Consider the following 25,782-nt stretch of genomic DNA (forward strand, 5'->3'; position numbering starts at 1 on the left):
TCCCATATGAACTATATAAAAGCAGGCAAATGGCTAACCGTATTCCTAACCTTTTTAGGAATATTGCTGTTTATCGACTTATTTCCAAAAGAAGAACATGACCAAAAAACAAAATCAAAACAGAAGCCGGACTACCGGGCGGCATATCATTTTACGACGCCGGATAAATGGAAAAATGACCCTCAAAAACCGATCTATTTTGATGGCAAGTATCATTATTTCTATCTATATAACCGGGATTACCCAAAAGGCAACGGCACAGAATGGCGCCATGCCGTCTCAGAGGATTTGGTGCACTGGACCGATGAAGGCGTGGCGATTCCGAAATATACAAACCCGGACGGTGACATTTGGACCGGTTCCGTCGTGGTTGATAAAGAGAACACAGCCGGCTTCGGGAAAAATGCGCTTGTCGCGATTGTGACACAGCCCTCAGCCAAAGACAAAAAACAGGAGCAATATTTGTGGTACAGCACAGACAAAGGAAAATCATTCAAATTCTACAGTGGCAATCCCGTTATGCCTAACCCGGGCACAGACGATTTCAGAGATCCGAAAGTCATATGGGATGACCAGGATAACAAATGGGTCATGGTCATGGCTGAAGGATCAAAAATCGGCTTTTATGAATCCGATAATCTTAAGGACTGGCATTACACAAGCGGATTCTTCCCAGAACAGGCGGGAATGGTGGAATGTCCCGACCTCTACATGATGCGGGCAAGCGACGGAACGAATAAGTGGGTTCTCGGTGCCAGCGCGAATGGCAAACCGTGGGGCAAACCAAATACGTACGCCTACTGGACCGGAAGCTTCGACGGAAAAGAATTCAAAGCGGATCAGACTGAAGCCCAATGGCTTGACTATGGCTTCGACTGGTATGGCGGTGTGACGTTCGAAGACAGCAAAAGCACAGATCCATTAGAAAAGCGGTATGCGCTTGCCTGGATGAACAATTGGGATTATGCCAACAACACCCCGACAATGAAGAACGGCTTTAACGGCACAGATTCTGTCATACGCGAACTCCGGCTGAAGGAGCAGGATGGAACATACAGCCTCGTCTCACAGCCGATTGAAGCTTTGGAGCAGCTGACTGTTTCAACTGAAGAAATAGAGGATCAGGATGTGAACGGATCAAAAACATTGTCGATAACAGGTGATACGTACCAGCTTGATACGGATCTTTCTTGGTCAGAGCTAAAGAATGCAGGCGTCAGGCTCAGAGAATCAGAAGACCAAAAACGCCATATTGATGTCGGTATTTTCGCTGAAGGCGGCTATGCTTATGTCAATAGAGCAGCCACAAATCAGCCTGACAAAAGCAATACCTATGTCGAAAGCAAAGCTCCTTATGATGTAAGCAAACGTAAGGTGCATTTGAAAATACTTGTCGATAAAACAACGATAGAAGTATTTGTTGGCGACGGAAAAACCGTTTTTTCAAATGAAGTCTTCCCAAAGCCTGAAGATAAAGGAATTACCCTTTATTCTGACGGCGGCACAGGCTCCTTCAAGAATATAACAGTGAAACACTTTGATTCGGTTCATGAATAAAAACAGGGGCAGCGCAGGCTGCCCTGTTTTTTTATTAGGAGCGGTATTCTCTGTTACATATTGGGCATTGTAAGGAATATAAGGCTGGTTTCAAAGGAGGAAGCGAATGTCTAAACAAGGAAATTTTCAAAAATCAATGTCGCTGTTTGATCTGATTTTGATTGGGATGGGAGCCATCTTTGGATCAGCGTGGCTGTTCGCTGTCAGTAATGTCGCTTCAAAAGCAGGGCCCTCCGGCGCTTTTTCCTGGATCCTCGGAGGAGCCATTATTTTGTTAATCGGGCTCGTATATGCAGAGCTCGGAGCCGCTCTGCCCCGTACCGGAGGCATCATTCGATACCCCGTTTATTCACATGGCCACCTTGTCGGCTACTTAATTTCGTTTGTCACGATTGTCGCTTATACAAGCTTGATTTCAATTGAAGTGACAGCTGTGCGCCAGTATGTGGCCTATTGGTTTCCCGGCCTGACCATTAAAGGGTCTGATTCACCGACCATTTCCGGCTGGATCTTGCAGTTTGCCCTATTATGCTTGTTTTTCCTGCTGAATTATTGGAGCGTCAAAACCTTCGCTAAGGCGAATTTCATCATATCGATTTTTAAATATATTGTGCCGATTACCATCATTATTGTGCTGATCTTTCATTTTCAGCCGGAGAATTTATCCGTTCAAGGATTTGCACCGTTTGGATTTACAGGTATTCAGGCTGCCATCTCGACAGGCGGCGTCATGTTTGCGTATCTCGGCCTGCATCCGATTGTATCTGTAGCAGGTGAAGTCCAAAATCCAAAACGCAATATCCCGATCGCTTTAATCATTTGCATCATCGTTTCAACCATCATTTATACTGTTTTGCAGGTCACCTTTATTGGTGCAATCCCGACAGAAACACTGAAACATGGCTGGCCGGCAATTGGCCGGGAGTTCTCATTGCCGTTTAAGGATATTGCGGTCATGCTCGGGTTAGGCTGGCTTGCAACGCTTGTCATTTTAGACGCCATTCTGTCTCCCGGTGGAAACGGGAATATCTTTATGAATACGACATCCCGCCTTGTTTACGCCTGGGCGCGTAACGGCACATTATTTGGCATATTCTCAAAGGTCAATAAAGATACGGGGACACCCCGCGCTTCGCTTTGGCTTTCGTTTGCCCTGTCCATTTTCTGGACACTTCCCTTTCCTTCGTGGAACGCGCTCGTCAATGTCTGTTCAGTCGCGCTCATTCTTTCATATGCGATTGCACCCATTTCTTCAGCTGCGCTGAGGGTCAACGCGAAGGACTTAAACAGGCCGTTTTATTTAAAGGGAATGAGCATTATCGGGCCGCTTTCCTTTATATTTACAGCGTTTATCGTGTACTGGTCAGGATGGAAAACAGTCTCCTGGCTGCTCGGTTCACAACTCGTGATGTTTTTGATCTATCTCTGTTTCAGCAAATATACGCCTAAAGAAGATGTCAGCCTCGCTCAGCAGCTGAAATCAGCCTGGTGGCTTATCGGGTTTTATATTATGATGCTGATCTTTTCCTACATCGGTTCTTTCGGACATGGTTTAGGGATTATCAGCAATCCCGTCGACCTCATTTTAGTCGCGATCGGCTCACTTGCGATTTATTACTGGGCAAAGTATACCGGGCTCCCAAAAGCCGCCATTGATTACGATAAATAAAGAAGCAAGAGGTTTTCTTGCTTCTTTATTCTTTACAAACATACATACACGCGATAAAATGAATGAGAGTCAGTCATTATCGGAGGTGTTCCTCATGCCAAAACAATCATCGGGCAAATATGAAAAAATTCTGCAGGCTGCCATAGAAGTCATTTCTGAAAAAGGCCTCGACAAAGCTTCTATTTCTGATATTGTCAAAAAGGCCGGCACTGCCCAAGGAACATTCTATTTGTATTTTTCATCTAAAAATGCCCTCATACCGGCCATTGCAGAAAATCTCCTCACCCATACACTTGATCAAATCAAAGGTAGGCTGAATGGGGACGAGGATTTTTGGACCGTTTTAGATATATTAATTGATGAGACATTTCTCATTACAGAACGCCATAAGGATATTATTGTCCTCTGTTATTCCGGGCTTGCGATCGACCACTCCATGGAAAAATGGGAGACGATCTATCAGCCTTATTATTCCTGGCTTGAAAAAATCATCAACAAGGCCATTGCAAACCTTGAGGTAACGGAAGAAATCAATTCAAAATGGACGGCCAGAACAATTATCAACTTGGTCGAGAACACTGCGGAACGATTCTATATCGGATTTGAACAAGATGAGAATGTTGAAGTGTATAAAAAGGAAATTTTTTCTTTCTTAAAACGGAGTTTAGGCACAGCTTAAAAAATGACTGGGTAACACCGCTCATTTTTTAATGCCCTAAAAATGACTGACGTTCATTCATAAAATAGAGAGGTGTTTCATTTGAATTGGGTTCTTGTTTTTATTGCAGGGCTTTTAGAAGTTGTTTGGGCCTCTTCCCTCAAACATGCCGATTCGCTTTTGGATTGGATCATCATTTTTATCTTAATCGCGGTCAGCTTTATCCTGTTGATCCGCTCTTATCAAAAAATCCCGATGGCCGCCGCGTACACTGTGTTTGTGGGAATCGGAACCGTCGGAACATATCTGACTGGAATTGTTCTGGGCGAATCCTTCTCAGCAGCCCAAATGTTCTTTTTAGCTTTATTGCTGGCTGGCATTTTAGGAATGAAATTATTTACGAAAGAAAGCAAATCTCAGCCGGGAGGTGAACAATAATGGCATGGTTTTTATTAGTGATTGCCGGCATAGAAGAAATTATAGCTGCCATTGCCATGAAATATATAGACGGAACAAGAAAAAAATGGCCGATCATTGTGATGACTGTTGGATTCGGCTTATCCTTTTACTGCCTTTCCCAAGCGATGATCGTCCTGCCTGCCGGAGTCGCATATGCCGTCTGGACTGGCATTGGAAGCATTGGTGTTTCGGCGGTCGGGTTCATTTGGTTTAAGGAGCGGTTTCAGCTTTCACAGGTGATTTCACTTTGCCTTATCCTAGCTGGCGTCATCGGCCTGCGTCTTACGTCATCTTCATAAAATCAAGGCATATACAGCTGTATATGCCTTTGCCATTAAGCTTCGTGATGTTTTTGAAGATGAAGCGGCGGCGGGATGAGCCAGCCTTTGTTTTTTAGCAGCCTTAAGTATTTTGCGCCAGTTGCCGCTTTCGACATATGAAATTGCCCAAACATCATGGCAATATCCTCACGAATCGATTGCCCCATCATTTTGCTGCATGTCACAAGACCTGCAGCATTTTGTGCTGCCGCGGAGGCCGCCACATCCGGATCGAGAAACCGTGCGCCAGGCGGAATGTCGTTAAGATCTGCTGTCGGCGGTTCAGGAGAAGCCGGCGGCAGCGCCACCCCGTTTTCTTTCAGGATCGTGCTGACCTGTTTGATTTCATCTTGGCACTTCTCAATGGACTCACGAAGCAGCTTCTTCAGGTCGTCATCACCGACATGATTCAATAGCATTTGGTAATTGCCGACCATTTTATTGCCCGCCATCACATAACTCCATAAGCCGAATACCTCACCATAATGCATCGGTTCATCCTGCGGATTTCCGCTTAAAATACCCATGTTCATCCTCCTCGCAAATTCAATATCGCATACATTCCATAACGTGCCCGAGAGAAGGAAAATTTATGTTTCAGCGTGAGAGATTTATGAAACAAAACAAAAAAGACAAGAGCGGCAAATCGCCAAACCCTTGTCTTTCCTGTTGTTCTATTGGACGCGCTCGGAGGGATTCGAACCCCCGACAGACGTGGTACCGGAAACCACCGCTCTATCCAACTGAGCTACGAGCGCAGAATGACTGCGTTATGAGAACGTCAGCACAACTAATTATACGATAATTCCATTCAAATAACAACCCTCTATTTTCGAGAGGCCGTTTTTTAAATAGACAAAGCATCTTAATTGGCAATCTGACATACGATGGTTTGAACCCCTGTATTTTTGGGGAAAATGGGAAAAAGAGACGACTTTGCATATCAGGCCAGCTTTTTGTTTGACCTTTATTGACCAAAAATGTATCATGTAACTACATACTTACCTAAAAGGTGAAGGAGGAGCATTATGAATTTAATACCTACAGTCATTGAACAAACGAACCGCGGGGAAAGAGCGTATGACATTTATTCTCGTCTATTAAAGGATCGTATCATCATGCTTGGATCTGCGATTGATGACAACGTTGCGAACTCCATCGTGTCACAGCTTTTATTCTTAGCAGCAGAAGACCCTGAAAAAGAAATTTCTCTTTACATCAACAGCCCGGGCGGCTCTATTACAGCCGGTATGGCGATCTATGATACCATGCAGTTTATTAAGCCGAAGGTATCTACAATTTGTATCGGTATGGCTGCGTCAATGGGCGCGTTCCTGCTTGCAGCCGGCGAAAAAGGCAAACGCTATGCGCTTCCAAACAGTGAAGTCATGATTCACCAGCCTCTTGGCGGTGCGCAAGGTCAGGCGACAGAAATTGAAATTGCCGCGAAACGCATTCTCTTGCTTCGCGACAAATTAAACAAAGTCCTTGCTGAACGTACTGGCCAGCCGCTTGAAGTGATCGAACGCGACACAGACCGTGATAACTTCAAGTCTGCTGAAGAAGCGCTTGAATACGGCCTGATTGACAAAATTTTGACTCACACAGAAGATAAAAAGTAATAATACAACCTGCAAGAGCTGCGTCTCTTGCAGGTTTTTTCATTTCAAGGAATTGACTCCCTTAAACACTTTTTATTCTATACTGCTCCCATTCCTCGTGTAACAGCTCAAGTGTTAGATCACTCGTCTGCCTCACAACTAGATCAGCACCAAGCATCGGCTGTCCTTGACCGACACCAACCGCAAACATCCCTGCAGATTTGATTGCGGAAATGCCTGCTTCTGCGTCTTCTATTGCCGCGCAATCAGCAGGGGAAACATCGAGCATCGCTGCAGCTGTTAAAAAGATGTCAGGATCAGGCTTCCCCTTCGCAAGAGCCGTCGGATCAACAATGGCATGAAAATCATCAAGAATTGCCAATCGTCTTAAAATCTCGGGGGCATTGCGGCTTGAAGATGCTAACCCGATTTTTATATTTTTGTTTTTCAATTGACATAGGAGACTGCCAATCCCCGGTAAAAGATCTTCAGGCGTCAATTTGCTGATCAGCGTTTGATAATCGCTATTTTTCCGATGCATAAGCTCTTGTTTCTCCGCATTTGTATACCTAGTTTCCGCACCGCCAGAGATCAATATGCTTTCAAGTGACTCTTCTCTGCTGATTCCTTTTAGCCTTTCATTCATGTCTCTGTCAAAGGGGATATTGATTTGTTCTGCGATGTGCTTCCAAGCGAGAAAATGATATTCAGCAGTATCTGTTATCACTCCGTCTAAATCAAAAATGACCGCTTTCATATACTAATGCCCATCACAGCTTCATAAGGTTTGAGGCTAATACTCTTTAAGTCAGCCCGCTCCTGCGGATAGTTTGAAATCAGCACTTTCCAACGCTCATGAATCAGTTCTGGAGGCGCTTCGAACAGAGCCTTTTCTTCCGATAAATTCACAACGACAAGAAGCTTTTCCCCTTGATATTCTCGAAGGTAAGAAAAGACCTGCGGATCATTCTCCTGCAAAAGCTGATAATCGCCATATATCATAATCTTATATTGCTTTCGTAATTGAATGAGCTTCTGATAGTAAAAGAAAATCGAATCTTGATCTTTCAAGGACTCTTTCACATTGATATCTTGATAGCGGGAATTTACCGGTATCCACGGGTCTCCGGTTGTGAATCCCGCATGTTTTCCGGCATCCCACTGCATAGGTGTTCTCGCATGATCCCTTCCTTTTATCATCACGGCTTTGACAAACTCTTTTTCTGACATCGTTTTGTTTTCGACGACTAGTTCACGATATGCATTCTTTATTTCAAGATCATCATACATCTCCAGCGGCATATCGCTGTTGACCATGCCGATTTCTTCTCCCTGGTAAATAAACGGCGTTCCTTTCATGCCGTGCAAAACCGTTGCAAATGCCTTCGCACATTCCTTACGCAGTTTCCTGTCATTGCCCCAGCGGGAAATAACCCTCGGCTGGTCATGGTTCTCAAAATAAAGGGTATTCCAGCCGACATTCATTAACCCGGTCTGCCACCTTGTCATCGTCTTTTTTAAAGCAATCAAATCAAACGGCTTGATCTGCCATTTCCCATTTGGCGAGTTTTGTTCTGTATCAATATCCATATGTTCAAATGTAAAGATCATATTCAGCTCTTGCCTGCTTGCATCTGTGTACTTTTTCGCCTCTTCAATATCAGAGCCGTTTGCCTCTCCGACTGTCATGCAGTCGTAATGAGAAAGCACTTCCCTGTTCATCTCTTGAATAAACTCATGAAGACGTGGGCCGTTAGAGTGATAACAGCCGACAATATAGCTGCGGCTGTGATTCGTTTCGTAGTCCGGAAAATCGGTGTATTTAGAAATAGAGCCGATCACATCCATCCGCCAGCCGTCAACGCCTCTATCCATCCAGAATCTCATTACATCATAAACTTCCCGGCGAACGGCTTCGTTTTCCCAATTTAAATCAGGCTGTTTTTTCGAAAAGTAGTGCAAATAATACTGCCCTGTTCCTTCATCGTATGTCCACGCTGAGCCTGAAAAGATCGATCCCCAATTATTCGGCTCTGAGCCGTCCGGTTTAGGATCTTTCCAAAAATAATAATCCCGGTAAGGATTGTCCTTCGACTTGCGGCTTTCAGCAAACCAAGCATGCTCATCTGATGTGTGGTTCACGACCAAATCCATGACGATTTTCATTCCGCGTTTATGGACTTCATCAATCAGCTGAAACATATCTTCATTTGTCCCAAACTTTTCATACATGTTTTTGTAATCGCTGATATCATATCCGTTGTCATCCTGCGGGGAATCAAATACCGGGGAGAGCCAGATGACATCCGCTCCGAGATTTTTGATGTAATCCAGCTTTTGAATCACACCTTGCAAATCCCCGAATCCATCTCCATTGGCATCATAAAAACTGCGCGGGTAAATTTGATAAACGACAGCTTCTTTCCACCATTCACTCATTAGGCGTTCTCCTTTCACATCGTCCCTGTAGGACAACTGGTTCCTCATAAACGTTCATGTGCAGCGGCTCGCCTTTTACAAGCTCAAAAATAACGCGCTTTTCGTCAACCGTCACATTGATTAATCGATTTCGATAATTGATGTTGAATGAATATTCGTCCCATTCTTTCGGCAAAAACGGAGCAAATGACAGCGTCTCATTCGCGGTGCGCATGCCTGCAAAGCCATGAACGATTGCCAGCCAGCTACCCGTCATTGAAGTAATATGCAAGCCTTCTTCCGTATCATGATTGTAATTATCAAGATCAAGCCTTGCTGTGCGCTTATATAATTCGAGCGCTTTCTTTTCCAGCTTGAGTTCGGCTGCGAGAATCGCATGGACAGAGGGCGATAGGCTTGATTCATGAACAGTCATCGGCTCATAAAATTCAAAATTTCGCCGTTTTTCTTCCATTGTAAAACGGTCATTAAAAAGATAAATGCCTTGGAGAACATCTGCCTGCTTAATAAAATTGGAGCGGAGAATCTTGTCCCATGACCAATTCTGGTAAAGAGGCCGTTCCGCTGGATCTAATTCGTCAACTGCTTGCAGGTCTTTATCCAAGAACGTGTCATGCTGAACGAAAATTTGCAGTTCTTCACTATACGGATAGTACATGTGCTGGATGATTTCTCTCCAGACTTTCAATTCTTCTTCCTGTACATCCAGAAGGCGGCGTTTCTCCGCTGAGATACTTTCGAGACTTTGTAGAGTATACTCCAACGTCCAAGCCGCAATGACATTCGTATACCAATTGTTGTTAACGTTGTTTTCGTATTCATTCGGCCCTGTGACGCCATGGATCATATACTTATTTTTTCGTTTCGAGAAGTGAACACGGTCGGCCCAAAATCTGCTGACTGCCACAAGTACGTCTATCCCGTATTCTTCCATATAGTTACGGTCGCCTGTATAATTGATATAATTGTAGATCGCATAACAGATCGCGCCATTGCGGTGAATTTCTTCAAAGGTGATTTCCCATTCGTTGTGGCATTCATCACCGGTGAACGTCACCATCGGATAAAGTGCCCCCTTCATCCCCAATTTTGCCGCGTTTCGTTCGGCAGCCTCCAACTGATGATAGCGATACAAAAGCAGGTTTTTCGTCACCTCCGGCTCGGCTGTCGCCAAATACATCGGAACGGCGTACGCCTCAGTATCCCAATATGCGGCACCTCCATATTTCTCGCCAGTAAATCCTTTCGGCCCGATATTCAAACGGGCATCGCCCCCGTAATATGTCGAGAATAACTGAAAGATATTGTAGCGGATTCCTTGTTGAAGCTCCTCATCTCCTTTAATCTCAATGTCCGCTTTTGCCCATCTTTCCTTCCATCGATCAGTGTGCCTCCGTTTTGCATCTTCATAGCCGTTCTCTACCACATCCGCCAAAAGCTCCTTGGCTTTCGATAAAAGCTCTTCCTCACGAAAATCACGTGAAGTCGTGACAATCACAAACTTTTTCAATGATGCCTTCGTTTGATAACTGTAGCGATTCTCGACATACATTTCAGTCGTTTTAAAGCTTTCATGGACAAAACCCTCCGTCTCGTTTGCCATTGCGGCTAAAACCGTGAAGCGCGGTGTTCCAAATGGATTTTCGATTGTTTTTGCCGCTAAATGGCCGCTGTGAGAATCAGCACCTTTCGCTTCCTCCTGCCAAAACTGTTCTTCGTAGTTAGAATCTTCATTTGCCACATTTCCATCCAGGTAAGGAACAAGCGTAATGACAGCATCTCCCGTCAAGCACTCCGCTTCATAATGAATCGCACAGAGTTCTTTTACAGCAAGGCTAAGAAACCGCTCTGACCTGATTCTGACGGATTTATCTTGAATGCGGACAACAGCGCTTCGCCGCAGAATCCCCTCTTTCATATTGAGTTCTACCTCAAATGATTTGATTGGGTTTTGATGGAGATCGATTTTTTCACCGTCAACATATAAGCCTATGCCCATAAAGTTCATTGCATTGATCACTTTTCCGAAATATTCCGGATACCCGTTTTTCCACCAGCCGACTCGCGTTTTGTCGGGGAACCACACGCCTGCAATATATGTGCCTTGGTGACTGTCGCCTGAATAGCCTTCTTCAAAATTCCCTCTGACCCCCATATAGCCATTGGCAAGAGACGTCAGGCTTTCCAGCAGCCGTGTATGCTCCTTATTAAATGTATTTGTTTTGATTTTCCATTCATCAATCTCAAATAACCGCTGATTTATCATCATTTCCTCCCGAATGTAAGTTTCCATTATCACGGCGGATTTTGGTCAAATATCTAAATGCAAAAGAGATCATCAAAGTAACGCCACACGAATGGATCATCAATACAGTAATCAAATCAAAATGAACCATGCCGATAGCAGCTGCCGCAAATGCCGGCAGTGCTGATGCGCAAATCGCTATAGAGGCCGCTTCCTTGAATGATGCAATAGAGACCATGTTTGATATTTTTGTGATCCAGAGGCCTCCGGCAAGAACAAACGTTAACAAAAGCTGGATCATAGAAACCACCGTATATGCCAGCATCATGATCATCGGCTTATACTGTGCCAACCACAATGTATCGATCAAGACCTCTACATCATGGACGTTTGGTTTCTCGAGCTTAACGTCCATTTTCGCATAGCCAACAGAAAACCCCGTTTCGTTTTGATCGGTGATCACCAGTTGATCAGGTTGAAATATGATGGCGTTTTCAAATCCAGTTACTTTCAATCGCCCATTTTCACCGCTTGTCTCATATTCATGCTTCATATCGACTGCCATCACATTCTGCCCATCTTCAATCCTCTCAGAGCTCTTCCCGCCTGTTAGTTTTCCGTTCCTGATTTGAAAACCCTGCAATTGATCAGCAAATTGATCATTAACTCCTTGAATCGCTGACGGCATGAAAGATGCAACGCTGAAGCGATCCATTTTCACAAACGAAACCGCTAACGGCGTCATTAAGCAGGCCGTTAAAAACAGAAAGAGAAAAGAGAGCTGCAGCCAGCTGAAGGTATTCCCATAGCGGCAAACACCTGATGGGGATGCAGCCGCCTTCAGGCAGCGGATGATAAAGCTTTTATTCTCCAGATTCTTCATTGGCATTACCCCTTTGTTCCGCCGGCTGTCAAACCGGACACAAAGTTCTTTTGGAGAAAAAAGAATAGAACGCATATCGGCAGTGCGGCTAGTATGGCACCGGCTGCAAATAGAGCTACTTTTTGCTGCTGCGGATTAGAAATAAAGGATTGTAATCCTACAGCGATGGTCAGCCTTTCCGGTGAGCGAAGCAGAAATTTCGCCAGCAAATAGTCGCCGAACGGTGCCATAAACGCCCAAAGCGCTTGTACCGCGAGCATTGGCTTAACAAGCGGCAGAACAATTGAAGCGAAAATCCTCAGATGTCCCGCTCCGTCAATTCGCGCGGCTTCATCAATTTCTCTCGGCACAGTATCAAAATAACCTTTCATCAGCCACGTGTTCATCGGAATTCCGCCGCCGATATAGATCGCTGTTAAAAACCAGTATTGATCGAGTGCGCCTATTAGCATCGCCAAGACATAAAAAGCAGTCAGCGCCGCCATTGTCGGCACCATTTGAATGATTAAAAAGAATATCAGGCTCTTTTTTCTGCCTGCAAACCGATAGCGGCTGTACGAGTACCCGGCAAGTGTCACAATCGTAACCTGCAAAACCATGACCGATAGCGCGATGACAAGTGTATTGCTGTACCAATTGAGATAAAGCGTTTCGTCAAATAGCCGCTTAAAATGATCCAATGTCCAAGGACCCGAAAAATCGAGCTGAAAAGCCGCCGAATTCCCCACACGGAAGGCTGATGATGCCGTAATCAGCAACGGATATATAATGACAATACTTAAAAGCGTCAAAAATAAATACGTACAGATTTTATTAAGCATTCTGGCAGTGCTCGCGTTCACCTACATAACCTCCTCATTGCCAAAAGCATTTGATTTTTTGAAAGCAATCAGTGAAATTCCAATGACAATGAAAGAAATTAACAGTGTCACAGCCGCCGCAACGGAATATTGGGGTGATGTGCCTGTTGTCAGTTTATAAATCCACGAAATTAAGATATCGGTCGATCCGGCCCCGGCTCCCACACTGCCTGGCCCTCCCTCATTAAATAAATAGATGATCGAGAAATTATTGAAATTAAACGTATACTGAGTAATCATCACGGGTGCTGTGGCAAATAAAATCATCGGGAATGTAATATGCCGAAAACGCTGAATAAAAGTGGCCCCGTCAATCTTTGCCGCTTCATACAATTCACCTGGAATCGCCTGAAGCACTCCCGTTACCATGACATAAATATATGGAAAGCCAAGCCACGTCTGAATCATAATGAGGGCAGTCTTTGTCCAGAAAGGATCAGTCTTCCACGCGATCGCAGGCAGCTCAACAAACGGCAGGTGATTGAATAGTGGAATCACCTGTGCATTCACCGCTCCTATGCTGTCGTTAAACATGTTGGAAAAACTCATGATTGTAATAAACGCCGGAACAGCCCATGGAAATAAGAAAATCATTCGAAATATCCGCTTGCCTTTTATAAAATCCTGATTGACGAAAAGTGCCGTCACAATACCTAAAATGATTTGCAGCGTTGTTGCACAGATTGTCCAGATAACCGTCCAGCCCAGTACATTCACAAATGTTTCACGATAGGAGCCAAGGAAAAAAATATTTAAGAAATTTTTAAACCCGACCCAGTCAATCAGACGATTAGGCGGAATATGATAAAAATCATAGTTTGTTAATGCAACAAACAGAGTCACCAAAACCGGAAAAATAATCACAAACACCATCATGATATATGCCGGAAGTGTAAATAGATATGGAAACCCTTTATCGCCCGCATGACAGATCATATCCTTGGCTGTTGTATTGACTTCCAAACCCGCCGCTTTCATTGCGGCGGTCTTACGCGAATCATGAATATTAAAGATATAGAACATGAGGAAAATCATTGTCACGATCAATTGCAGCGTGCCTTCAATCAGCATAAACAGCGAGTGATCTTCACCGGGAACACTTCCCAATGTCATCAATCCGGTTAGCGCCTGTATACCGAAAACGCATAATTCAAAAGCAAACAAGCCTGTGATGGCAAGAAATAAGAGCCCCTTTGACAATTGCTGATTCGCAATCTGCCCAAGTCCTGGAATGATCGATAAAAGCCCTGCCTTTCGTTTTTGCTTTGCAAGTGTGTGATGTTTATTCATTTTTTTCCGCCCTCTATTCTTCCGGACGCTATCCCGCCGTTTTATTTCACATACTTTTCTTTAATATTTTCCTTTATGACGTTTACAGCATCATTCGCTGATGTTTGTGTCGATTTTTTTCCTGAAGCTGCATCAAAAATTAAACTTTCCGCTCCTGTCCATACTTCAGCCATTTCCGGAATATTTGGAGTCGGCGTTGCTGTTTCATATTGTTTAATCACAGCTGACGTCAGTTCATTCTTTTGCTCATCGGCTTTCTTCCTTGCAGCCGTGTTGGCCGGAACTTCGTTTGTATCCTCATAAAAACCGTAAGCATTGGCATCATTTGCAGCATACTCAAGCCATTTTTCAGCCAGCTCGGGCTCTTTTGTATATTTTGAAGCTACCCAGGCCTTCCCGCCCGCAAAAGGGGCATATTCTTCTCCATTGGGCAATGTCGGAATGGGAGCCGCTCCGTAGTTCAATTTAGCCTCTTTATAGTTGGCAGCTGACCAAGGACCGCCAATGATCGCAGCCGCTTTGCCTTCTAAAAACATCTGCTGAATAAAGTCGTCTGCGCTTGTATTGTCTTGCATTCCTTTCGGCCAATATGTCTCAAACCATTTCTCCGCATATTTCACCGCTTCTACAGCCCCTTTATTGTTCAGGCCGATGTCCCCGGAATCTGTGCCGTTTTTTCCAAACACATATCCGCCGTATCCAGCCAATAAGCCGTACGACATATAAAAGTCAGTCCATTTTGCTAAAAATCCGGTTGATTTTCCTTTTTCCGAAGCAAACGCGAATCGAGGATCTTCCGTTAACTTTTCAAGGTCTTTAAATGTTTTTGGCGCTGTTTTTAAAAGATCTTTGTTGTAATACAAAATAAGTGTCTCAATGACTAGCGGCATTCCGTACACTTTGCCGTCAACTGTCACCTGCTGCATTTCTTTATCACCAAAGCTTTTTGTGTTAGATGGCTTAATATCAAGTAAATGTCCTTGTTGTCCCAAACCGCCGATCCGGTCATATGCAGCAAGCATAACATCAGGCGCATTACCCGCCGGGCCATCAAGAGGAAGCGCTTCTAACTGTTCGAACATTTGCTTTTCAACAATTTTTACTGTGACATCATTTTCTTTTTCGAACTTTGTTTTTATGCTTTCAATGTATTCTTTATACGTTTCTTCGACAGACACAGTCAGCACCTTTTTGCCATCAGAGCTTGCTGGATTTTTTGAACTTGAGCAGGCGGCAAGGCCGATTGCCAGGAATGATGCCGCCAATATGGCGAACCCCTTTTTTAAAAGAACCATCTCTTTTCCCCCTTCTATTTACGAATCTATAACAATTGTATTGTCCTATAGAAAGCGGTTACAACAACTTTCGATTTGTTACCGATAACAGAATGTTATACAGGGGCGGCAGCACTCAAAATCAAAAATTCTCCCGGCTGAACGGCAATGACATCGTGATGCTGTAGCGGCTGCTCTGTCCATGCATCACAGATTTTCTTATTCCTTTCAATATTCAACTCTCGTAAACTGACATATTGAACCGCATTCCCTTGATTAAAGAAATAAATCACTATTTTTTCATCAAGAGTCCGTGAAAAGCTAATAAAATCGTTTTGGTCATCCAGCAGATTCCACTCAAGATGTCCTTCAGTCAATAAAGTGCTTTCCTGCTTGCGTAAAGCAATTAACCGTTTCATAAATTGCAGCATGTCTTGGTTTTGCTTCTCCTTTTCCCAAACCATACATTTCCGGCATAATGGATCATTTTCGCCGTCCAGCCCGATTTCCGTTCCGTAATAAATGCATGGTGAGCCTGTCTGGGCAAACATAAAGGCCAGCAACGCGCGTGCTTTCTTCTCATCATTGCGGCATCTGGTCAAAAGGCGCTTTGTATCATGGCTATCCAGTAAATTAAACATCACCTCATTGGCCTGCTTCATTCCATTCATCAAATGTGCATTGACACGGTAGGCCATACGTGAGGCTGGGATCGTCCGGTCAGCAAAATATTCAATCATAGGCTCTGTAAAAGGGTAATTCATCGCCGCATGAAATTCATCCCCTCTAAGCCAGGGTTCGGCAGAATGCCAGATCTCACCTAAAATATAAACGTCAGGCTTTTCAGTAGATACAGCCTGCCTAAATGTCTTCCAAAACACGTGATCCACTTCATTTGCGACATCCAAACGCCAGCCGTCAATGTCAAATTCGCGAATCCAGTACAAAGCAATATCAAGCAAATATTTCTGCACTTCGGGATTAGCCGTGTTTAGCTTCGGCATATCAGCTGTAAAAGCAAACCTGTCATAATTGTCGCCTATGACGGGAAAAGAGTGAATATGGAACCAGTCTTTATAGCGGGATCGAGCTCCGTTTTTGACGACATCCTGCCATTGCGGAGACGCGCTTCCTATATGGTTAAAAACCGCATCTAGCATAATTCTCATCCCCCGCTGATGAAGCTGGCTGACCAATGTACGAAAAATCTCCGGATCCCCGAAATGCGGATCAATAGAAAAGTAATCCAGCGTGTCGTATTTATGATTAGAAGGCGCGGAAAAGATCGGCGTCAGATAAATGCCGTTCACCCCTAAATCCTCTAAATAATCAAGCTTGTCAACAATCCCTTGCAAATCTCCTCCAAAAAAATCATTGACGCCCGGGTCCTTGCTCCCCCACGGCAATGAATTCTTCGGTGACAAGTCTTCTCTTCCAATTGCAAAACGCTCCGGAAAAATTTGATACCAAACCGTTGACTTGACCCATTCAGGCGCTTGAAATGTATCAGCCTCGTGAACAAACGGAAATTTAAAGTAATAATGAATCGTTCCCAGTGTTTTTTCGTTATAAGGGCATACACCCGAACTTCCGAAAAAGATGTCTTCATGATCGTCTGTTACAACAAACGCATATTGTAAACGCCTAAATGGCGGCACCACTTCAGCAAACCAATAGTCATGCATTTCTGTTGCAGCAATTTTTCTCATCGGCTGCTCGTTTGCCGACCATTTGCCGTCGTTGTACTCATAGGGATCACCCCAAATGAATCGAATGTGATCTGCATTACCTTTTTTCGTCCGAATCTTGATATGCACAGTCCGCCCATCATAAGAATAAGCATCTGTGCTGAATGGCTGGTGGTGAATCGCTGCATATTCCATCATGTTTCCCCCTTTGATTTCCGTTTTATTGAAGCCGGCTCATAGTTTGAAAGTATCATGATGAAATTGTGGGAACAATCCTTTTCACCCTGTTACCGATAACAGAATACGGCGCTTACAGCGTTGATTCTCGTACAATTAACTCTGGTTCAAAAAATAGACTTCCTTGTGCAGCACCGTCTTCATTCATTTTTTTCAGCAACATTTTCGCACAGGCTTCCCCCATTTCAACAACAGGCTGTCTGACCGTAGTCAAGCGCGGCGAGGAGATGCGATCAAGAAACACACCGTCATTCCCGGTAACCGCAACGTCTTCTGGAATTCGCTTTCCAAGGGATTGCGCCGCACGAATGACGCCGAGCGCGATTCGATCAGATGCGCAGACAAATGCGGCCTGATTGTCCATGGATTTCAGCAGTTCTCTTGCAAGGCCTTCACTTTTCTTAGAACTGTTGTCGATCCGAAACATATTCGATTTTTTAAAGCTTTTATTCATCGCCCGTATATACCCCTGTTCTCTTGCACGTTCGAAAGGCTCATCTAAATCAATGCCAAAAAAGACAACTTTCCGCTCCCCCAGCCCCATAACATGGCGGGTTGCCATAAAAGTGCCTTTCTCGTTATTCACATCGATAAAGTCATAGCCCATTTCATTTTGCCCGAATACGACGAGCGGCTTCTCAAACGCTTTTATTACACCTTCAAAATCGTTCTTTCTCAAGCCGGTGGCAATAATGCCGTCACATTGGCCAATATTAAGAGAATTTCTTGTTACAAGCTGGAGAGCATAGTGATTGCGATCCAGCTCCCTGCTGATTCCTGTCAGCAGGTTCATGTAATATGGTTCTGTCGTATCCATTTCCTCAAGTATCAATAGTTTCACAACCTGTGTTCTGTTTTGCACGAGCGCTCTCGCCGCATAATTAGGGATGTAATTCAGCTCTTTCATCGCAGAATGAACAAGCTTTTTCAATTCATCTGTCACCGTCTCAGGGTGATTGATCACTCGTGATACCGTCATTTTCGAAACATTTGCTTTTTTTGCCACATCTGACAATGTTGCCATTTTCATCCCCTCCTTATCTGTGCTTATTATCCAAACTAGTGATAAAGTCCTCTATTACTGTTAAATATACGATGCAGGCAAAAGAGAAATAAAAAAGAGATTTCCTTTAAGGAAACCTCACTTTGTTAAAAACACTCGATATTTCATGGATCATACGCTAGGTGGCAGACTCATTCTCTCCGCTTCCATGAGAAAGTCTCTTTTTTAAATTTCTGTCCACTTTTTTTCTAAAATCGGATAAGAATAATTTTGCATTTGCTCAATTAACTCCTCCGGCCGTGACGAGCTGTGAATCAGTTTTAGGTGCGATTCGTTAGAAAACCCTTCTTGAATGCTGTATTTCACCATTTTCATCATTGGTTCAAAATATCCGTTTACATTGTACAGTCCGATTGGCTTTTGGTGGATACCGATCTGTGCCCAGCACAGCACTTCAAATAATTCTTCATATGTACCGAAGCCGCCCGGCATCGAGATAAAGCCGTCCGCCAGCTCGCTCATTTTAGCCTTTCGTTCATGCATCCCGTTTACTTCAATCAGCTCAGTCAGGTTTTGATGGACAACCTCCCCGCTGAACAAACCGCTCGGCATGACCCCGATTGCAGTTCCGCCGTTTTCCATAATCGCGTCAGCAATCGTGCCCATCAAGCCTACGCGGGAGCCCCCATAGACAAGGCCGATTCCCTGCTCAGCCATATACACGCCAAGCTCTGCCGCTTTTCTTTTATACGCTTCATTTCCCCCAGGGTTTGATCCCGCAAATACACAAATGGTTTTCATCTTGTCATCTCCGCATCTATATATCGTGTTAAATATTCAAAAACACACTATATATTGTCCCATCTTCATGTGATAATATCAATATGAAATACATAAAGAATGCAGGAGTGATGAGGTTGCAGCTGGCTGATGCAGAAAAATGGATGAAAGAGTTTTACGAAAAAAGAGGCTGGACAGAATACGGACCTTTTATTCGCGTCGGCTTTTTAATGGAGGAAGCCGGAGAACTGGCACGGGCTGTCAGGGCGTATGAAATCGGCAGAGACCGGCCGGATGAGAAAGAATCGTCACGCGCTGAGCAAAAACAAGAATTGATTGAAGAAATGGGAGATGTCATCGGAAATATCGCCATTCTTGCTGATATGTATGGTGTCTCTTTAGAAGACGTCATGAAGGCCCACCAAGAAAAACTGACAAAACGATTTGAGCATGCATAAAAAAGCGGCCGCGATGGCCGCTTTTTTTAACCTGTGATTTCATCATGGTGATCAAAGAAATGCTGCTTTCCTATTTTGTGAAAAAGGCCTGTTTTATGCAGCAGCTCCTTCGGCTGCGATTGCAATCCTACAATCATCAGCTTTCCATTGTGGCGTTTAATTCGATTCATAATGTTCCCAAGCACCGCTTCAGCTGACGTATCCATATAGTGCACCTTATTCATAAGCAGAATGAGGGTTTTCGGTTTTTTCTGTACATGCTCCAGCAATGACGATTCAAGGGAATCAATTGACCCGAAAAACAGCGGCCCTTCTATGGCATACATGCTGACAGATGGATCTTCTCTCTTCGCCAGAACAGGATGCGATTCCTGATTGTGGATGCGGGTCGCTTCGCTCATTCTTCTGATAAAGAACACAAATGCGAGCAGCAATCCGGTTGCCACACCGATGATTAAGTCAAACAGAACCGTAAGGGCGAAGGTCGCCGCCAAAATAAAGGAATCAGCGTTTTTCAGTCTCAGCATGTTTGCGACTTCCTTGCGCTCACTCATATTCCATGCGACCACCATGAGAATCGGTGCCATACTGGCGAGCGGCACATGGGACGCATAAGGCGCAAATACAAGCAGGACAAGGAGAACGACTACGCCGTGAACGACGCCGGAAACTGGGGAAACCGCTCCGTTTTTTATATTGGTCGCCGTTCTCGCAATCGCTCCTGTAGCCGGGATTCCGCCAAACAGGGGCGCTGCCATATTCGCAATCCCCTGGCCGACAAGCTCCTTGTTGCTGTCATGCTTTGAGCCCTTCATGTTATCAGCGACCATTGCGGACAAAATCGACTCAAGTCCTCCAAGAAGCGCGATGACAAGCGCAGCCGGAAACAGCATAACCATTTTATCCAAAGTAAGCTCAGGAAACTGAAATTCAGGCAAATGGCGGGGGATTTCACCATAAGTTGACCCGATCGTTGCCATGCGGTCAGGGAAAAAGACAACCGCGACCACTGTGGAAATAAGAAGCGCCAACAAAGCGCCCGGCACTTTAGGCATCACCTTGGCGGATACAAGCAAAATGACGAGCCCGATCACAGCTGTCAAAATGGCATACACGTTAAAGGTGCCGAGCTGCTGCACAATTTCAAACATGTTGTGGTGAAAGTTCTCATGTTTTTCAACATTTCTCAATCCGAGAAAATTAGCGATTTGTTCCGTAAAGATTAACACGGCAATTCCTGCTGTAAAACCGACGATAACGGGTTTAGGCACAAATTTCATTATTTTTCCGAGCTTAAACAGCCCAAACAGCACCAGCATTACCCCTGCCATAAACCCCGCAATCAGCAGATTCTCTAATCCGTACTGCATGATAATGCCGAACAGTATCGGGACAAAGGCGCCTGTCGGACCGCCAATTTGATATTTAGATCCTCCGAACAAAGAGATACAAATCCCCGCTATAACAACAGTGTACAGCCCGTATTCGGGCTCGACTCCCGAGGCAATGGCAAACGCCATTCCTAAAGGAATTGCCACGACACCTACTACGATACCTGCAATTAAGTCTTTCTGAAATTTCTGTAAATTGTATCCCTTGAATCTCCCTGAGAATCGCATATTTTGTTATAACCTCCCTTATGAGTGATTGTTTATTAGCTCAGTTTCATAACCGTTAATGACCACATCAAGTTTTCCTGTTTCAGGGTGAATGACAAGCCCGTGAACCGGCACCTTTTTCGGAAGCAGCGGATGATTCTTAATCATGTTCACACTGTGGGAAACGCTTTCTTCCACGCTGTGAAAACCAGTCAGCCACGTTTTCAAATCGAGTCCGGCACTCGTCAGCAAATTCAGGCAGCTATCCTCCACCCCGCGTTCCTTTGCTTTCTCAAGAATCGAGGACGCATTTAGCCCTGACATTCCGCATTCATGATGGCCGACAATGCATACCTCTTCAGCCTGCAATTCATAAATCGCGACCAGTATGCTTCGCATCACGCTTCCAAATGGGTGAGAAACGATGGCTCCCGCGTTTTTTACAATTTTAGCATCACCGTTTCTAAGCCCCATTGCTTGCGGAAGAAGTTCTGTAAGCCTTGTATCCATACAGGTGACAATGACGAGCTTTTTTGAAGGAAACTTTGTCGTTTTGTACGGTTCATACTTCTTCTCTCTGACAAACCGCTGATTGTGTTCCAAAATTGATGTTAAAGAAACCATTTGATTCATCTCCCATCCATATGATTTTGCAAGCCTTCTTACCCAGCTTACAGTAAGGAATTATAGCATAGGAATAAGCCAAGAAAAGGATTTCAAAAAAAGACACTATAATTGGACTGTAGAATCAAAACATAAACATTTATATCTTTCAAAGATAATAAAATTTATATTTAATGAATCCTATAATCCGGCTGCTGCTCGCATATTGATGATTTGTCTGACAAAAAATATGGGTGAATTCTGATAATTAAAAAACTTTTTTAAGCAGATTTAGCTGTTCGATCTCCATTTTAAGTTCAAAAGAACCAGAAAATAAAAAGAACGCAGCTATATTTTTAACATCTATTTATTTCCGATATAATGAAATAGACAATAGCCATAAAGGGGGAGCCTTGTTGAAACCATTTGTATTTATCACAAAACCGATTCCTGAAGAGATTGAAGCATTCATCGGTGAACATTGCCGTTATGAAGTATGGCAGGAGGATACGCTTCCGAGTGACGTGCTATTTGAAAAATTAAAAGATGCGGAAGGGCTTTTAACGTCAGGGACTTCCGGTCCGTCAATCAATCGTGAGTTGCTGGAACACGCGCCTAAGCTCAAAGTGGTCAGCAACCAATCAGTAGGCTACGATAACTTCGATATAGAAGCAATGAAAGAAAGAGGAGTCGTCGGGACTCATACACCTTATACACTGGATGACACAGTTGCAGATCTGGCTTTTTCACTGATTCTGTCTTCCGCCAGACGTGTTGCCGAACTGGACCGTTTTGTCAGAGCAGGAAAATGGGGAACCGTGGAAGAGGAAGCGCTTTTCGGAATTGATGTTCATCATCAAACGTTAGGCATTATCGGCATGGGCAGAATTGGAGAACAAGCAGCGAGACGCGCCAAATTTGGTTTTGATATGGAAGTGCTTTATCATAACCGACATCGCAAACAAGAAACAGAAGACAGCATCGGCGTTAAGTATGCAGAGCTTGATACAATGCTTGAGCAATCTGATTTTATTCTTCTCATTACGCCGCTGACTGATGAAACCTATCACATGATAGGAGAACGTGAATTTAAGTTAATGAAGGATTCAGCAATTTTCGTCAATATTTCCCGGGGAAAGACAGTCGATGAAAAAGCACTGGTTCGCGCTCTTCAGGAAGGCTGGATCAGGGGAGCCGGCTTAGATGTATACGAAAAAGAGCCAGTCACCCGAGATAATCCGCTTCTGCAGCTGGATAATGTCACGCTGCTTCCTCATATCGGTTCAGCAACAGCTAAAGTGCGCTTCAACATGTGCAAACAGGCCGCCGAAAATATGATTGCAGCCATTCAAGGACAAACACCGAAAAATCTCACAAGAGAATTTCAATAAATCAAAAATCCGGTCTGATAACAGACCGGATTTCTATTACATACGCTGAAGAACAGCACGCTTATAAATATGGCGGGTGACGATATAATAAACAGCCTGGAATACAAAATAAATGAAGATGACAATTACGGCCTCAAGAAATAAATTGGAATTCAGCATATTACTTAACGCTGCATACGCAAAGCCGGCGTGAATCGTACCTGCGATAAATGGGATGAAGAATAAAAATCCTATTTGCTTTCCAAGGATCGAGTGAATCTCTTTGTCCGTAACCCCTATCCTTTTTAGCGCTAACACCTGCACTCTCGTATCTTCTATTTCCGTAAACATCCGCAAATACAGCATGCTTCCTTGCACGATAAAAAACAGCACGCTGACAAACAGACCAATAAACAGCATTAATGCAACTCCCTGCTTCACAATTTGATAACTAGGAGCACGTGTTTGAAAATCAGATGTATGTTCTTTCGGCACCATGTTTTCAAGCTTTTCAGAGACATCCACCGTCTCCTGCCAATGCTCAAGCTCATAACCTACCATTCTCATCTGTTCCTTCAGCGGCACATCCTGTGACAGACTGTCAAAGCTCTTTTCGCTGACAACCAATAAACGGCTGACTCCATCGACAGACATCAATATCCCTTTGTTTTGCTGCTTTTTCATGACGTAGGAAAGAGTTTTTCCTGACTTCATATGAAATGCTGCTGTTTCCCCTTCTCCAAATGTGTCTTTCACCATCATTTGAAAAGAAACATTAATAAATGCTTCATTTTCTTGTAAATGAATAACTGGGAACCCTTTTTCCTTTGCGACTTGATTATAGACTTTTTCTGAAATCAGCAAAGCTTCCGCTTCCATCTTCTTATTTCCATACGGCAAGTCTGACTGAAAAGTGACAGGAATCCCTGTGGCATCCACCTTATACTTGATAACAGCATGAGCTTTTTTCAATGTATTCTCAGCCGTCTCAGGCTTCATGACCTGAAAGCGGGAAGCATCCTTTTCCACCCAGGAAACAGACTGAGGAATGCTTTGCTCCTCCTGCCTTTGTAAATCGGAATAAAACATATAGATGACACCTGTAGCTGTTAATATGACCGCTGTAATGACAGAGGTTAAAAACAGCATGCGTGCATGATCCTTCAGCCTGAATATCATGTTGGAACGCACAATGATATTTGTGCCTTTGTAGAAGCTGTGTTTCTTTCGGTACAGCATGCGGAAAAACGCCACACTGCTTTGTGTAAAAAAGAAATACGTGCCAATTAACACTAAAATCAAAATTGGAAATACCCGAAACATCATGTCAATTGCATTGGCTGTTGCAGATAGATAATAACCGCTGCCAAGACATAGCAAAGACAATACAGTGAGCCATTTCGAATAAACCGGCAAGCTTTTCGGCTTTTTGGCCGATTTAATCAGTTCAATGATTTCCAGCTTCCGAATCCGTCCCAGTGATAAAATGAGCAGCGTCTGAAACAGGATGAGAAAGCCGGCAATTGTCATCACAAACGCTTTCGGCACAATGGCAAACGAAATCGGCACCTTCACGCTGAGCATCCATGTCATGATCATAAAAAACAGTTTTGAAAATAACAGGCCTGCTCCAATGCCGGCCGCAATCGCCGCAAGAGAAATAAGTGACTGCTCATAATAAATCATCTTGCGAAGCTGCTGCTTTGATGTGCCAAACAGTGTCAGCAGCCCAAACTCTTTCTTTCTTGCCTGCAAAAACGCTGAATTGGAATATGTGATGAAAAATATACAAAACACAATGATGACGACAAGAGCTGCGCTCAAGCATGTTTTGACAAGGCTTCCGCCATATATATTGTCTTCATTGACATCAGGATGAAAAATAAATGATGTGAAGACAAAAAACACCGAAACGGCAAACACACAGCTTAAAAAGTAGGCCACATACCGTTGCAGATTCCCAAGAATGTTTTTACGGGCGATAGTTCTCAAATTCATGAAAATCGCCTCCCAACACACTCAAGGTATCCAATATACTTTGATAAAACACCTGCCTGTTTGTTCCTCTGTGAATCTCTGAAAAGAAACGTCCGTCTTTAATAAAAACAATTCGTTTACAGAAACTTGCTGCTGTGGCATCATGCGTAACCAACAGAATCGTCGCTTCCTTTTCCTCATTCAACTGAGCTAGTGTGTTCATCACTTGCTTTGCCGATTTTGAGTCGAGGTTTCCTGTCGGTTCATCGGCAAGAATGAGCGCTGGATTGTGAATAATCGCTCTGGCACAGGCTGCCCGCTGCTGCTGTCCGCCCGACACCTCATATGTGCGGTGATCGAGAATATGCTTGATTTGCAGCGTATCCGCCAGTTCATCCAATCGGGCTTCCATTTCTCTCAGCTTTACCTTATCCAATGCGAGCGGCAAGAGAATATTTTCACGAATCGTCAGCGTATCAAGCAGATTAAAATCCTGAAAGACGAAGCCGAGTTCTCTTCTGCGAAACAAAGCCAGCTCTTGGTCCTTTAACGTTTTCGGCTGAATGCCGTTGATCATCATCTCGCCCTGGGTCGGCTTATCAATGGTAGCCAGCAAATTCAAAAGCGTGGTTTTTCCGCTTCCCGACGGCCCCATAATCCCGACAAATTCTCCTTTTGACACACTGAGATCAAAGGCGCTGAGCGCTTGGTATGATATTGTTCCTTTATTTGAATAGTACGTTTTCGATAGGTTCGTTGTTTGCAACACGTTCATGTTCTGCTCCTCCTTTTTCTTTATTATAAAAAGGAAGT

At 44.0% G+C, this 25,782-nt stretch carries 23 protein-coding genes and 1 tRNA gene; 8 read left to right on the forward strand and 16 right to left on the reverse strand.

Annotated features, from left to right (window positions below):
* Positions 1-6: 6 nt before the first annotated feature.
* From levB to FB592_RS01935, 5 genes are all read left to right on the forward strand, one after another.
* Entirely contained in the window at positions 7-1,557 is a 1,551-nt protein-coding gene (levB, locus tag FB592_RS01915) for a 2,6-beta-fructan 6-levanbiohydrolase (protein WP_141949213.1), read from the forward strand.
* A gap of 106 nt (positions 1,558-1,663) precedes the next feature.
* Positions 1,664-3,226 carry an aspartate/proton symporter AspP gene (aspP, locus tag FB592_RS01920; RefSeq protein ID WP_003228228.1) on the forward strand — a complete coding sequence of 521 codons (1,563 nt, stop codon included), beginning with the start codon at positions 1,664-1,666 and terminating at the stop codon, positions 3,224-3,226.
* Positions 3,227-3,320: 94 nt separating this feature from the next.
* The gene (locus tag FB592_RS01925; RefSeq protein WP_185739355.1) at positions 3,321-3,905 is read left to right on the forward strand and encodes a TetR/AcrR family transcriptional regulator; all 585 of its coding nucleotides are present in this window, start codon (positions 3,321-3,323) and stop codon (positions 3,903-3,905) included.
* 81 nt (positions 3,906-3,986) lie between these two features.
* On the forward strand, positions 3,987-4,322 hold the full coding sequence (locus FB592_RS01930; protein ID WP_014480966.1) for an SMR family transporter: 336 nt from the start codon (positions 3,987-3,989) through the stop codon (positions 4,320-4,322).
* Complete coding sequence (locus tag FB592_RS01935; protein ID WP_101501486.1) at positions 4,322-4,642, forward strand: DMT family transporter; 321 nt, start codon at positions 4,322-4,324, stop codon at positions 4,640-4,642. Before FB592_RS01930 ends, FB592_RS01935 begins: the two co-directional genes overlap by 1 nt.
* A gap of 35 nt (positions 4,643-4,677) precedes the next feature.
* Here the strand turns inward: FB592_RS01935 and FB592_RS01940 are convergent, their stop codons facing one another.
* Together FB592_RS01940 and FB592_RS01945 are read right to left on the reverse strand one after the other, a co-directional pair.
* The gene (locus tag FB592_RS01940; protein WP_014478056.1) at positions 4,678-5,190 is read right to left on the reverse strand and encodes a DUF3231 family protein; all 513 of its coding nucleotides are present in this window, start codon (positions 5,188-5,190) and stop codon (positions 4,678-4,680) included.
* Between the two features lie 155 nt (positions 5,191-5,345).
* A tRNA-Arg gene (locus tag FB592_RS01945) sits at positions 5,346-5,421 on the reverse strand.
* Between the two features lie 270 nt (positions 5,422-5,691).
* Here FB592_RS01945 and clpP point away from each other — a divergent pair.
* Complete coding sequence (clpP, locus tag FB592_RS01950) at positions 5,692-6,285, forward strand: ATP-dependent Clp endopeptidase proteolytic subunit ClpP (protein WP_003228214.1); 594 nt, start codon at positions 5,692-5,694, stop codon at positions 6,283-6,285.
* Positions 6,286-6,346: 61 nt separating this feature from the next.
* On the opposite strand, the gene pgmB is transcribed toward clpP, so the two are convergent.
* From pgmB to FB592_RS02000, 10 genes are all read right to left on the reverse strand, one after another.
* Positions 6,347-7,021 carry a beta-phosphoglucomutase gene (gene pgmB, locus FB592_RS01955; protein WP_141949214.1) on the reverse strand — a complete coding sequence of 225 codons (675 nt, stop codon included), beginning with the start codon at positions 7,019-7,021 and terminating at the stop codon, positions 6,347-6,349.
* Entirely contained in the window at positions 7,018-8,703 is a 1,686-nt protein-coding gene (gene malL / locus FB592_RS01960) for an oligo-1,6-glucosidase (RefSeq protein WP_141949215.1), read from the reverse strand. The genes pgmB and malL overlap by 4 nt, the downstream gene beginning before the upstream one ends.
* A complete protein-coding gene (gene mdxK / locus FB592_RS01965; protein WP_141949216.1) occupies positions 8,696-10,969 on the reverse strand; it encodes a maltose phosphorylase in 2,274 nt (757 codons plus the stop codon). Before mdxK ends, malL begins: the two co-directional genes overlap by 8 nt.
* Positions 10,947-11,831: a DUF1189 domain-containing protein gene (locus FB592_RS01970; RefSeq protein WP_141949217.1), complete on the reverse strand. Its 885-nt coding sequence runs from the start codon at positions 11,829-11,831 to the stop codon at positions 10,947-10,949. The genes mdxK and FB592_RS01970 overlap by 23 nt, the downstream gene beginning before the upstream one ends.
* 5 nt (positions 11,832-11,836) lie before the next feature.
* Complete coding sequence (gene mdxG, locus FB592_RS01975; protein WP_021480666.1) at positions 11,837-12,673, reverse strand: maltodextrin ABC transporter permease MdxG; 837 nt, start codon at positions 12,671-12,673, stop codon at positions 11,837-11,839.
* Positions 12,674-13,981 (reverse strand): maltodextrin ABC transporter permease MdxF, encoded by a 1,308-nt coding sequence (mdxF, locus tag FB592_RS01980; protein WP_021480667.1) that lies wholly within the window; start codon positions 13,979-13,981, stop codon positions 12,674-12,676.
* Positions 13,982-14,022: 41 nt separating this feature from the next.
* Positions 14,023-15,276 carry a maltodextrin ABC transporter substrate-binding protein MdxE gene (mdxE, locus tag FB592_RS01985; RefSeq protein ID WP_141949218.1) on the reverse strand — a complete coding sequence of 418 codons (1,254 nt, stop codon included), beginning with the start codon at positions 15,274-15,276 and terminating at the stop codon, positions 14,023-14,025.
* A 95-nt stretch (positions 15,277-15,371) separates the two neighbouring features.
* The gene (mdxD, locus tag FB592_RS01990; protein ID WP_141949219.1) at positions 15,372-17,141 is read right to left on the reverse strand and encodes a maltogenic alpha-amylase; all 1,770 of its coding nucleotides are present in this window, start codon (positions 17,139-17,141) and stop codon (positions 15,372-15,374) included.
* A 112-nt stretch (positions 17,142-17,253) separates the two neighbouring features.
* Positions 17,254-18,204, reverse strand: coding sequence for a LacI family DNA-binding transcriptional regulator (locus FB592_RS01995; protein WP_021480670.1), 951 nt, complete (start codon positions 18,202-18,204; stop codon positions 17,254-17,256).
* 204 nt (positions 18,205-18,408) lie between these two features.
* The gene (locus tag FB592_RS02000) at positions 18,409-18,984 is read right to left on the reverse strand and encodes an LOG family protein (RefSeq protein ID WP_141949220.1); all 576 of its coding nucleotides are present in this window, start codon (positions 18,982-18,984) and stop codon (positions 18,409-18,411) included.
* Between the two features lie 116 nt (positions 18,985-19,100).
* On the opposite strand from FB592_RS02000, the gene FB592_RS02005 reads away from it, so the two are divergent.
* Positions 19,101-19,421, forward strand: coding sequence for a MazG nucleotide pyrophosphohydrolase domain-containing protein (locus tag FB592_RS02005; RefSeq protein ID WP_003242570.1), 321 nt, complete (start codon positions 19,101-19,103; stop codon positions 19,419-19,421).
* 26 nt (positions 19,422-19,447) lie between these two features.
* Here the strand turns inward: FB592_RS02005 and FB592_RS02010 are convergent, their stop codons facing one another.
* On the reverse strand, positions 19,448-21,040 hold the full coding sequence (locus FB592_RS02010; RefSeq protein ID WP_003228175.1) for a SulP family inorganic anion transporter: 1,593 nt from the start codon (positions 21,038-21,040) through the stop codon (positions 19,448-19,450).
* Positions 21,041-21,058: 18 nt separating this feature from the next.
* Positions 21,059-21,652 carry a beta-class carbonic anhydrase gene (locus tag FB592_RS02015; RefSeq protein WP_003228173.1) on the reverse strand — a complete coding sequence of 198 codons (594 nt, stop codon included), beginning with the start codon at positions 21,650-21,652 and terminating at the stop codon, positions 21,059-21,061.
* 383 nt (positions 21,653-22,035) lie between these two features.
* On the opposite strand from FB592_RS02015, the gene FB592_RS02020 reads away from it, so the two are divergent.
* Entirely contained in the window at positions 22,036-23,013 is a 978-nt protein-coding gene (locus FB592_RS02020) for a 2-hydroxyacid dehydrogenase (protein WP_128747248.1), read from the forward strand.
* Between the two features lie 36 nt (positions 23,014-23,049).
* Here the strand turns inward: FB592_RS02020 and psdB are convergent, their stop codons facing one another.
* Positions 23,050-24,990, reverse strand: a complete 1,941-nt coding sequence (gene psdB / locus FB592_RS02025) for a lantibiotic ABC transporter permease PsdB (protein WP_032726921.1) — start codon at positions 24,988-24,990, stop codon at positions 23,050-23,052.
* Positions 24,965-25,744: a lantibiotic ABC transporter ATP-binding protein PsdA gene (gene psdA, locus FB592_RS02030; RefSeq protein ID WP_003228167.1), complete on the reverse strand. Its 780-nt coding sequence runs from the start codon at positions 25,742-25,744 to the stop codon at positions 24,965-24,967. The genes psdB and psdA overlap by 26 nt, the downstream gene beginning before the upstream one ends.
* Between the last annotated feature and the right edge of the window lie 38 nt (positions 25,745-25,782).

It is taken from the genome of Bacillus sp. SJZ110 (assembly GCF_006715455.1).
GTDB classification, from domain to species: Bacteria; Bacillota; Bacilli; order Bacillales; family Bacillaceae; genus Bacillus; species Bacillus subtilis.

Coding starts and splice junctions, on each gene's coding strand:
- levB (WP_141949213.1), top strand. CDS start 7: ATGAACTATATAAAAGCAGGCAAATGGCTAACCGTATTCCTAACCTTT.
- aspP (WP_003228228.1), top strand. CDS start 1,664: ATGTCTAAACAAGGAAATTTTCAAAAATCAATGTCGCTGTTTGATCTG.
- FB592_RS01925 (WP_185739355.1), top strand. CDS start 3,321: ATGCCAAAACAATCATCGGGCAAATATGAAAAAATTCTGCAGGCTGCC.
- FB592_RS01935 (WP_101501486.1), top strand. CDS start 4,322: ATGGCATGGTTTTTATTAGTGATTGCCGGCATAGAAGAAATTATAGCT.
- FB592_RS01940 (WP_014478056.1), bottom strand. CDS start 5,190: ATGGGTATTTTAAGCGGAAATCCGCAGGATGAACCGATGCATTATGGT.
- clpP (WP_003228214.1), top strand. CDS start 5,692: ATGAATTTAATACCTACAGTCATTGAACAAACGAACCGCGGGGAAAGA.
- pgmB (WP_141949214.1), bottom strand. CDS start 7,021: ATGAAAGCGGTCATTTTTGATTTAGACGGAGTGATAACAGATACTGCT.
- malL (WP_141949215.1), bottom strand. CDS start 8,703: ATGAGTGAATGGTGGAAAGAAGCTGTCGTTTATCAAATTTACCCGCGC.
- mdxK (WP_141949216.1), bottom strand. CDS start 10,969: ATGATAAATCAGCGGTTATTTGAGATTGATGAATGGAAAATCAAAACA.
- FB592_RS01970 (WP_141949217.1), bottom strand. CDS start 11,831: ATGAAGAATCTGGAGAATAAAAGCTTTATCATCCGCTGCCTGAAGGCG.
- mdxF (WP_021480667.1), bottom strand. CDS start 13,981: ATGAATAAACATCACACACTTGCAAAGCAAAAACGAAAGGCAGGGCTT.
- mdxE (WP_141949218.1), bottom strand. CDS start 15,276: ATGGTTCTTTTAAAAAAGGGGTTCGCCATATTGGCGGCATCATTCCTG.
- mdxD (WP_141949219.1), bottom strand. CDS start 17,141: ATGATGGAATATGCAGCGATTCACCACCAGCCATTCAGCACAGATGCT.
- FB592_RS01995 (WP_021480670.1), bottom strand. CDS start 18,204: ATGGCAACATTGTCAGATGTGGCAAAAAAAGCAAATGTTTCGAAAATG.
- FB592_RS02000 (WP_141949220.1), bottom strand. CDS start 18,984: ATGAAAACCATTTGTGTATTTGCGGGATCAAACCCTGGGGGAAATGAA.
- FB592_RS02010 (WP_003228175.1), bottom strand. CDS start 21,040: ATGCGATTCTCAGGGAGATTCAAGGGATACAATTTACAGAAATTTCAG.
- FB592_RS02015 (WP_003228173.1), bottom strand. CDS start 21,652: ATGAATCAAATGGTTTCTTTAACATCAATTTTGGAACACAATCAGCGG.
- psdB (WP_032726921.1), bottom strand. CDS start 24,990: ATGAATTTGAGAACTATCGCCCGTAAAAACATTCTTGGGAATCTGCAA.
- psdA (WP_003228167.1), bottom strand. CDS start 25,744: ATGAACGTGTTGCAAACAACGAACCTATCGAAAACGTACTATTCAAAT.